Source organism: Bacillus paralicheniformis (assembly GCF_001042485.2).
Lineage (GTDB): Bacteria > Bacillota > Bacilli > Bacillales > Bacillaceae > Bacillus > Bacillus paralicheniformis.
In genome coordinates, this window is record NZ_LBMN02000012.1 from 485,732 (window position 1) to 492,629 (window position 6,898).

General features: G+C 46.6%; 3 protein-coding genes, 16 tRNA genes, 1 rRNA gene and 1 pseudogene. 1 reads left to right on the forward strand and 20 read right to left on the reverse strand.

What is annotated here, in order from left to right:
* The first annotated feature begins 46 nt into the window (after positions 1-46).
* The gene (locus ACH97_RS11555; RefSeq protein ID WP_048350659.1) at positions 47-1,477 is read left to right on the forward strand and encodes a lipase; all 1,431 of its coding nucleotides are present in this window, start codon (positions 47-49) and stop codon (positions 1,475-1,477) included.
* Between the two features lie 38 nt (positions 1,478-1,515).
* Here the strand turns inward: ACH97_RS11555 and ACH97_RS11560 are convergent.
* The 20 genes and pseudogenes from ACH97_RS11560 to rrf form a co-directional block, all read right to left on the reverse strand.
* Positions 1,516-1,761, reverse strand: a pseudogene (locus tag ACH97_RS11560) (BRO-N domain-containing protein); the annotation flags it as partial.
* Between the two features lie 1,336 nt (positions 1,762-3,097).
* Positions 3,098-3,865: a helix-turn-helix domain-containing protein gene (locus tag ACH97_RS11565; protein WP_048350499.1), complete on the reverse strand. Its 768-nt coding sequence runs from the start codon at positions 3,863-3,865 to the stop codon at positions 3,098-3,100.
* Positions 3,866-4,022: 157 nt separating this feature from the next.
* Entirely contained in the window at positions 4,023-4,988 is a 966-nt protein-coding gene (locus ACH97_RS11570) for a tyrosine-type recombinase/integrase (RefSeq protein ID WP_048350498.1), read from the reverse strand.
* Between the two features lie 132 nt (positions 4,989-5,120).
* Positions 5,121-5,202, reverse strand: a tRNA-Leu gene (locus ACH97_RS11575).
* 14 nt (positions 5,203-5,216) lie between these two features.
* A tRNA-Leu gene (locus ACH97_RS11580) sits at positions 5,217-5,305 on the reverse strand.
* Between the two features lie 12 nt (positions 5,306-5,317).
* A tRNA-Cys gene (locus tag ACH97_RS11585) sits at positions 5,318-5,388 on the reverse strand.
* 14 nt (positions 5,389-5,402) lie between these two features.
* A tRNA-Gly gene (locus ACH97_RS11590) sits at positions 5,403-5,477 on the reverse strand.
* Positions 5,478-5,530: 53 nt separating this feature from the next.
* A tRNA-Gln gene (locus tag ACH97_RS11595) sits at positions 5,531-5,602 on the reverse strand.
* 8 nt (positions 5,603-5,610) lie between these two features.
* Positions 5,611-5,683: transfer RNA gene (locus tag ACH97_RS11600), tRNA-His, on the reverse strand.
* A gap of 20 nt (positions 5,684-5,703) precedes the next feature.
* Positions 5,704-5,777 (reverse strand) — tRNA-Trp (locus tag ACH97_RS11605).
* Positions 5,778-5,784: 7 nt separating this feature from the next.
* Positions 5,785-5,869 (reverse strand) — tRNA-Tyr (locus ACH97_RS11610).
* 7 nt (positions 5,870-5,876) lie between these two features.
* Positions 5,877-5,949 (reverse strand) — tRNA-Thr (locus ACH97_RS11615).
* A gap of 3 nt (positions 5,950-5,952) precedes the next feature.
* Positions 5,953-6,028 (reverse strand) — tRNA-Phe (locus ACH97_RS11620).
* Between the two features lie 10 nt (positions 6,029-6,038).
* Positions 6,039-6,115, reverse strand: a tRNA-Asp gene (locus tag ACH97_RS11625).
* 21 nt (positions 6,116-6,136) lie between these two features.
* Positions 6,137-6,213, reverse strand: a tRNA-Met gene (locus tag ACH97_RS11630).
* 21 nt (positions 6,214-6,234) lie between these two features.
* Positions 6,235-6,310: transfer RNA gene (locus ACH97_RS11635), tRNA-Val, on the reverse strand.
* 116 nt (positions 6,311-6,426) lie between these two features.
* Positions 6,427-6,501 (reverse strand) — tRNA-Glu (locus ACH97_RS11640).
* Positions 6,502-6,515: 14 nt separating this feature from the next.
* Positions 6,516-6,607, reverse strand: a tRNA-Ser gene (locus tag ACH97_RS11645).
* 6 nt (positions 6,608-6,613) lie between these two features.
* Positions 6,614-6,688, reverse strand: a tRNA-Asn gene (locus ACH97_RS11650).
* 9 nt (positions 6,689-6,697) lie between these two features.
* Positions 6,698-6,813: ribosomal RNA gene (gene rrf, locus ACH97_RS11655) — 5S ribosomal RNA — on the reverse strand.
* Positions 6,814-6,898: the final 85 nt, after the last annotated feature.

Sequence of the window (6,898 nt, forward strand, 5' to 3'; positions counted from 1 at the left end):
CAACCCTTTCATACCCTAATTTTACAAAAATAAAGAGGCGATGTATATGACCAACAACATAAAAGTGCCAAATGTATCAGATAAAACTTATTTCATTCTTAATAGAGAGGCCTACGACCGCGAACGGTTGGACGATCTAATGAAGTCTGGAAAACCAATACAAACCGAAAAGAATTCGTATTGGTACGTAGAAAAAATTAAAAGGGATAACGATACAGGACTCGATGCGGTTGTTGTATCGCAGGGTAAAAAAACAAAAGACGGCAAGTGGGTCAAATCAGATAATCCCGAAAACGTTGTCGTAGCCTTCGCGGGAACAGATCCTAAGAGCCAATTCTTCCAGGATGTTATTGACGCTGACGGCGGGAACGTTGTGATGGGAATTGACCCGAAAAAGAAGGAACACTACATAGTCGAAAAAGATGCGAAAGATACTTCTAAAACACTCGGAAAATATAACGGAACTCCGACACAAGACTCGATGCTTAGCACCGGTAACTACAAGTTAATTACAAAAACGTCCCAAATCGGGCAAGCTGACGATCTGGTGCGGGAAGTTAAACAAAAGTATAAAGGCACCTCGACAGTTATTTCAACAACCGGACACTCGCTCGGCGGCGCAGAGGCTGAATATAGCGCGGTCAACAACAATGTCTATGCCGTAGCGTTTAACAGCCCTTCAATCGTCCACCTACACTCTGAGGAGCAGCAAAAGAAAATTAATAACGGCGAATATGACCGATCCATAAAATCGATTATCAACCCGGATGATATGGTCGGGGCCGGCTGGTGGAACGAATATGACCGGCACAATGGAACGACAATTTATACGAAGGACCCTGAATTATCAAACGCGGTGCGCGAGGCGAGAATGCAGGGCGATGTATTCCAACAAATCGGGCAAAACGCTGGGTATTTCTTTCAGACCGCAATCTTAGGAATGCCTGATACGCATTGGGTCGGAAGTAATAACTTCACCTTCGACGAAAACGGCAACGTTCAAAATATAGAGGGCGATGAGCTCGTTTATGACAAAAATTTAAAAGCAATGCTTCCGGCTGAAGTGGCATCCGGAAGCGGCGCAATTAAAGTAACACCCGAAGTTGCCAAGCAGCTCGCGCAAAAAGTAAATGCGATCATAAACGACCTTCGCACGATGAAACGAGAAGCGGAAAACGCCTATCAGGAACATGATGCCGCGATAAACGATCTGAAATACGATACCTATCGCCAGGTCGGCCGCGGCTTATACGATCAGCTTTCACTTGAGGATGTGAACAATACGCTGAATGATTTGGCGCAGTCGTTTGACAAAAAAGGAAACCCGCTGTTTTACGATGTTGATGCCGAAGCGGCCTATATCGCATCACTACAGGACACGATTTCAGATTTAGAGGAAATCAGCGGCTATCTCGGGCAAATCGCAAAAGATTTCAAATCAAAGGACGAGATGCTGGCAAGATGGCTAAAGCTATAGGAGTGTAGTAAATGGATACGTTAGATAAACTGATCAAAAAGTTTTGTTTGGTCGTCTGCAAACGGCAGATACGTTTGAATGAATAGATCGTCATTCGCAACATAGCCGCCCGTTTTTCTGATTGTCGGGATGACTTCGTGAGTGATCCACCTTTTGAATTGTTTGGCTTCCGGCTTGCGGCTGCCGAGAATCAATGAATATAGGCCGGGTTCATTCACGATATTTGTGTTACCCTGACGCCCTATGTTGAACATAGCCCGTTCATCATCATCCAGTCTGGATAAGGGCGTCACGATGTCGGTGATTGAGGGTGTGTCATTTCAAATGACGCCCTAATGAATCGGTGACCGGAATAATATTCCGCTCATCTTCGTCGAGACGAGATAGAGGCGCCAAAATAGGCGTCTTTCTTTTTGCGCAACAGCACGGACTCCGTGACGATTTAAACACCCGGAAACGCTGATTTAACGGGCTTTTAACATGCAGAATCGAAGGGGTCGCTATATTCATATTCAAACGTTAATTTTGACGTCCTAAACCGTCATAGCTCTCCGGATTTAAAATTTTGCGAGAAAATTGCCGGCATCCGGCACGGCTTTTTCCGGTCGGACCTCCCCCGCCCCCTTCCGTTTTTCCGGTCGGAGGTACTGTCGTTTTTGCATATCGATGTATTTCGTATTCATTTTTAGTTTACATAATTCCTCCTATCGGAAGTTAAACGATTGTATAAACGTTGATATAACAGCGTTTGTGAATCGATTGTTATTCTCCGTTATACACGTTTTTATACACCGCAGTATCGGCGCGGGTTCACGGCGTTTCACAATCGCTTTATTGCAACAAAGTTTTGCATATTGTTAACTTAGTTAAGCATAAAGGGTAAGGGTCGAGGTTTTGGAGGACCTCCTGTCATGAAGCGCGAGGCTGTCGAATTTTATACGCGTAACATCTTGATACATGATAAATCGTAATTATTCGCTTTTCTTCTATTATACTGTCCGCAGCCCTTTCGATGTTACAACGCGGCAAAACGTCAATGATCGTCAAAGTGATCGGAGGGACGCACACTAATGCGTTCGGTCTTCACAAATTGCGATCAGCTCCACAAAATAAAAATCGTGCGTACTGATGCGCTTGTCGTCACAATTTGTGACGAGGTCACACGTCCTCCAACGCAACCCACACGATCTCCCTGAACGGTATGTCAACGCCTTTCTACGGATCTTAAAGCTGTTTGATTGTCCGAATTTCGGATGAACACAATTGCGACGTTCAACCTATTCCGCTTGGAGGAACGATTCGAACTCCGCCAATATCCCAACGTTTTTAACGCGATTTTCACGGGCTTTTACCGTCCATGCGGCTTGTCGGAAGCTAGCGTATAGGTAGTCGTCAAAGCGTCTAATTTTCTGCTGTTTTCGTTTCAGAATCGTAGCACTCTATAGGAATTAAAAAGGACGCAGCAATTAGGTTAATTCAGAGGTACGAGTTAATTGTCTCAAATTGCGACAGTAAGACTGATCTTCTCGAAGACCTCCCCGTCTCACTAACGTACGAAATCGCACGCCCATCCGCAGAGTCAACCGAACCGAAACGACATCCTGTCCTTCTGCTTACCGGTTAGGAACACGTCAACTCATCAAATCGCGTTTCATATAACCGGTCTAACATCCGGTCCAGTACACCGTTATAATAGCCAGCAAGATTCCGAATGTGCTTGCGCTTTGTCGCAACGAACGTATGACGTACAGCTTCCCGGCCGATTTCTTCTAGCGTCTCGGAATCATAGGCGCCTTTTAAATACGACGTATGTGCGAGGTAGATGCCGTATAGCCGGTTCGTCAGCTTCCGATCGCTCACAAACGATTCGACCGCAGCTTTGAACGCACTATACGTATTACGTAGTAATTTATTTACGCTTTTAGAAATAACAGCTTCGCCCGTGCTTTTCGGTGTTTCAGCCGTTGTCTTCGTTGGCTTGTCCGATGTCGAACGGGGTTGCATTTGCGGAGTAGCATCGCCATCATCAGCCGGTTTATTCGGGTTCATGGCGCTAGTATAAGCCGGCAAAATCACGTACATATTGGCGCCGTTGCCGCCGGATACCGGCCTGAATTTCGTTTCCTTGCGAATGATGCCGCAGGCTACTAGTCGCTTAATTGCCCGGATAACTGTGGTGCGGTGGCAGCCGACTAGGTCAGCGATCGATTGCAGCTTCAAATACGCGACGCCTGGCGTTTTGCAGGCATGACGCGACAATACCTTGAGAACCTCGATTGCGGCAGGCGTTAGATCGGATTTATTGTGGTATATATGCGTGCGGATGGCATCGTTAAGCTCGTCCACAGAACGAAAAGACGCCATTTTAGCGGATTCTTTCGTGTACATTCGGTTTTCTCCCCTTGGAGACGTACCGACCCTTATCGGAAAAGAAGGCGCACTCAAATAAGCGTTGACTGGAACGCTTTTTTTCGATAAGATAGACGTAGGGTATGGCGTGCTATCTATCGGATTTTTTCCGACGGGTGGTCGTCTTTTTTTGTTTTTATAAGTTGTTGAGCGGCGAAAATTCTTTGTGACGATCGTAAACATCAGAAGCATAAAGATTAACGTATACTCGAACCATTTCCATCGTTGAGTGCCCGAGTATCTTCTGTAGTTCAAACACGCCAGCTCCATTCATAACTGACATTTTAGCGAATGTATGTCTCAAAGTATGCGGGCTGCATCTTACGCCTTTAATTTTCGCCTTCTTACCGTATTTCCCAACTAACTTTTGTAAAGCGCCCCTCTTCATTGGAGTCCCATCGATTGTTACAAATAAATGATCTGTTTCACATGTTCCACGTATCTTTAAATACCTTCTTAATTGCTCCTTCATCCTTGCTTGTATAGGTACATACCTATGAAAGTGGTTTTTTGTCTCTCTAATAAAGATGGTTCCTTCACTTAGCTTTACATCTTCAACCAAAATCCCCGCAGCTTCACTTAGTCGTATTCCTGTTTCCAATAACAACAGCATATATGTGTAATCACGAAGACCGGTAAAAGTACGTTTATCAGGAGCGTTCAATAGCTGCCGAAGCTGTTTTAAAGAAAACGTCTCTATATTGCCCTTCCGTTCCCTTAGTAGCGGATATTTCTTCATTGGATTATTCGCGATATATTTATTCTCTTCCAGATACCCAAATAAGGCTCTCATAGATCGCAAACGTGTATTTATAGACCCATTTTGCCTACCGGATTCTTTCAAATAATCAACGTACTTATCGATATCAGCGCGCACGATCCCCGAAATTAAATCACCCTTTTCCTGCTGCATAATCCAATTACGAAAATGATTATTCTCGCGATGGTAATATGTGATCGTATCCTTACGCAAACTCTTCCGCTTTGCGTCAGCCAAGAAAAGCCTAATCGCACCGTCTATTGTTAAAGTGTTGTATTCGATCGGCTCAACGGCGATATCCACCTCGCGAGCATTTAAACGATTACTTCTTCGTTTAGACAAAAAAAATCGCCTCCCTTCTGTTTAAAGGAAAGCGATAGGCACACGACCATTTGCCGTGACGTTTAACGCAAAAAAAGCGACGATAAATCAGCGATTAATACGCCAAAATACCGTCGCTTTTACGTTTAGTGATACCGGTGGTCGGGGTCGAACCGACACTCCCGAAGGAACACGATTTTGAGTCGTGCGCGTCTGCCAATTCCGCCACACCGGCATGTGTGTGATCAATGGTGCCGAGGGCCGGACTTGAACCGGCACGGTAGTCACCTACCGCAGGATTTTAAGTCCTGTGTGTCTGCCAATTCCACCACCCCGGCACGAGGCAAATAAGGCGACACCCGGATTCGAACCGGGGATAAAGGTTTTGCAGACCTCTGCCTTACCACTTGGCTATGCCGCCATCATTTTAAGAATTGGAGCGGAAGACGGGATTCGAACCCGCGACCCCCACCTTGGCAAGGTGGTGTTCTACCACTGAACTACTTCCGCATTTTAACTAATATTCATCTTATCATATGCAGGATGATAAAGAAAGATGAAAACTGGGCTAGCTGGATTCGAACCAGCGCATGACGGAGTCAAAGTCCGTTGCCTTACCGCTTGGCTATAGCCCAATATGAAGGGCGATTGATGGGAATCGAACCCACGAGTGCCAGAGCCACAATCTGGTGCGTTAACCACTTCGCCACAACCGCCATAAATTGTGAATTAAAATTGGCAGGGGCAGTAGGAATCGAACCCACACCGGAGGTTTTGGAGACCTCTGTTCTACCGTTAAACTATGCCCCTAAAAACATGGTGGAGGGGGACGGATTCGAACCGCCGAACCCTGAGGGAGCGGATTTACAGTCCGCCGCGTTTAGCCACTTCGCTACCCCTCCAAAACAGTGCCGGCCAGAGGACTTGAACCCCCAACCTACTGATTACAAGTCAGTTGCTCTACCAATTGAGCTAGACCGGCAAATGGTGGCTCGGGACGGAATCGAACCGCCGACACACGGATTTTCAGTCCGTTGCTCTACCAACTGAGCTACCGAGCCTTTATTTAAATGGCGGTCCGGACGGGACTCGAACCCGCGACCTCCTGCGTGACAGGCAGGCATTCTAACCAACTGAACTACCGGACCATTTTGACAATGAATTTAATTTGGTTGCGGGGGCAGGATTTGAACCTGCGACCTTCGGGTTATGAGCCCGACGAGCTACCGAACTGCTCCACCCCGCGATAATATGATTTTCATAGAAATGGTGGAGGATGACGGGATCGAACCGCCGACCCTCTGCTTGTAAGGCAGATGCTCTCCCAGCTGAGCTAATCCTCCGAAGTACAGGACGTACAAGTGCATGCGTTGCAACAGGACGTTGCGATCTTAGCATGCCTTCCTTTAAAAAGCTTCGGTGTAAACCTGATGCTTTTTAGCGTGCTGTCCAAAAAGAATGGTGACCCGTACGGGATTCGAACCCGTGTTACCGCCGTGAAAGGGCGGTGTCTTAACCACTTGACCAACGGGCCAGATGTATTTAAAGTGGCGGAGAGCAAGGGATTCGAACCCTTGAGACGGCGTTGGCCGCCTACACGATTTCCAATCGTGCTCCTTCGACCACTCGGACAGCTCTCCAATAAATGGCTCCGCAGGCAGGATTCGAACCTGCGACCGATCGGTTAACAGCCGATAGCTCTACCACTGAGCTACTGCGGAATAATGCCTGCCTGGCGATGTCCTACTCTCGCAGGGGGAATCCCCCAACTACCATCGGCGCTGAAGAGCTTAACTTCCGTGTTCGGCATGGGAACGGGTGTGACCTCTTCGCCATCATCACCAGACAATTTAGTGACAAAGATCATTATACTATGTATTTGAAAAAATGCAAGTGCATTTTTCGAGAAATTATTCTCTCAAAACTAGATA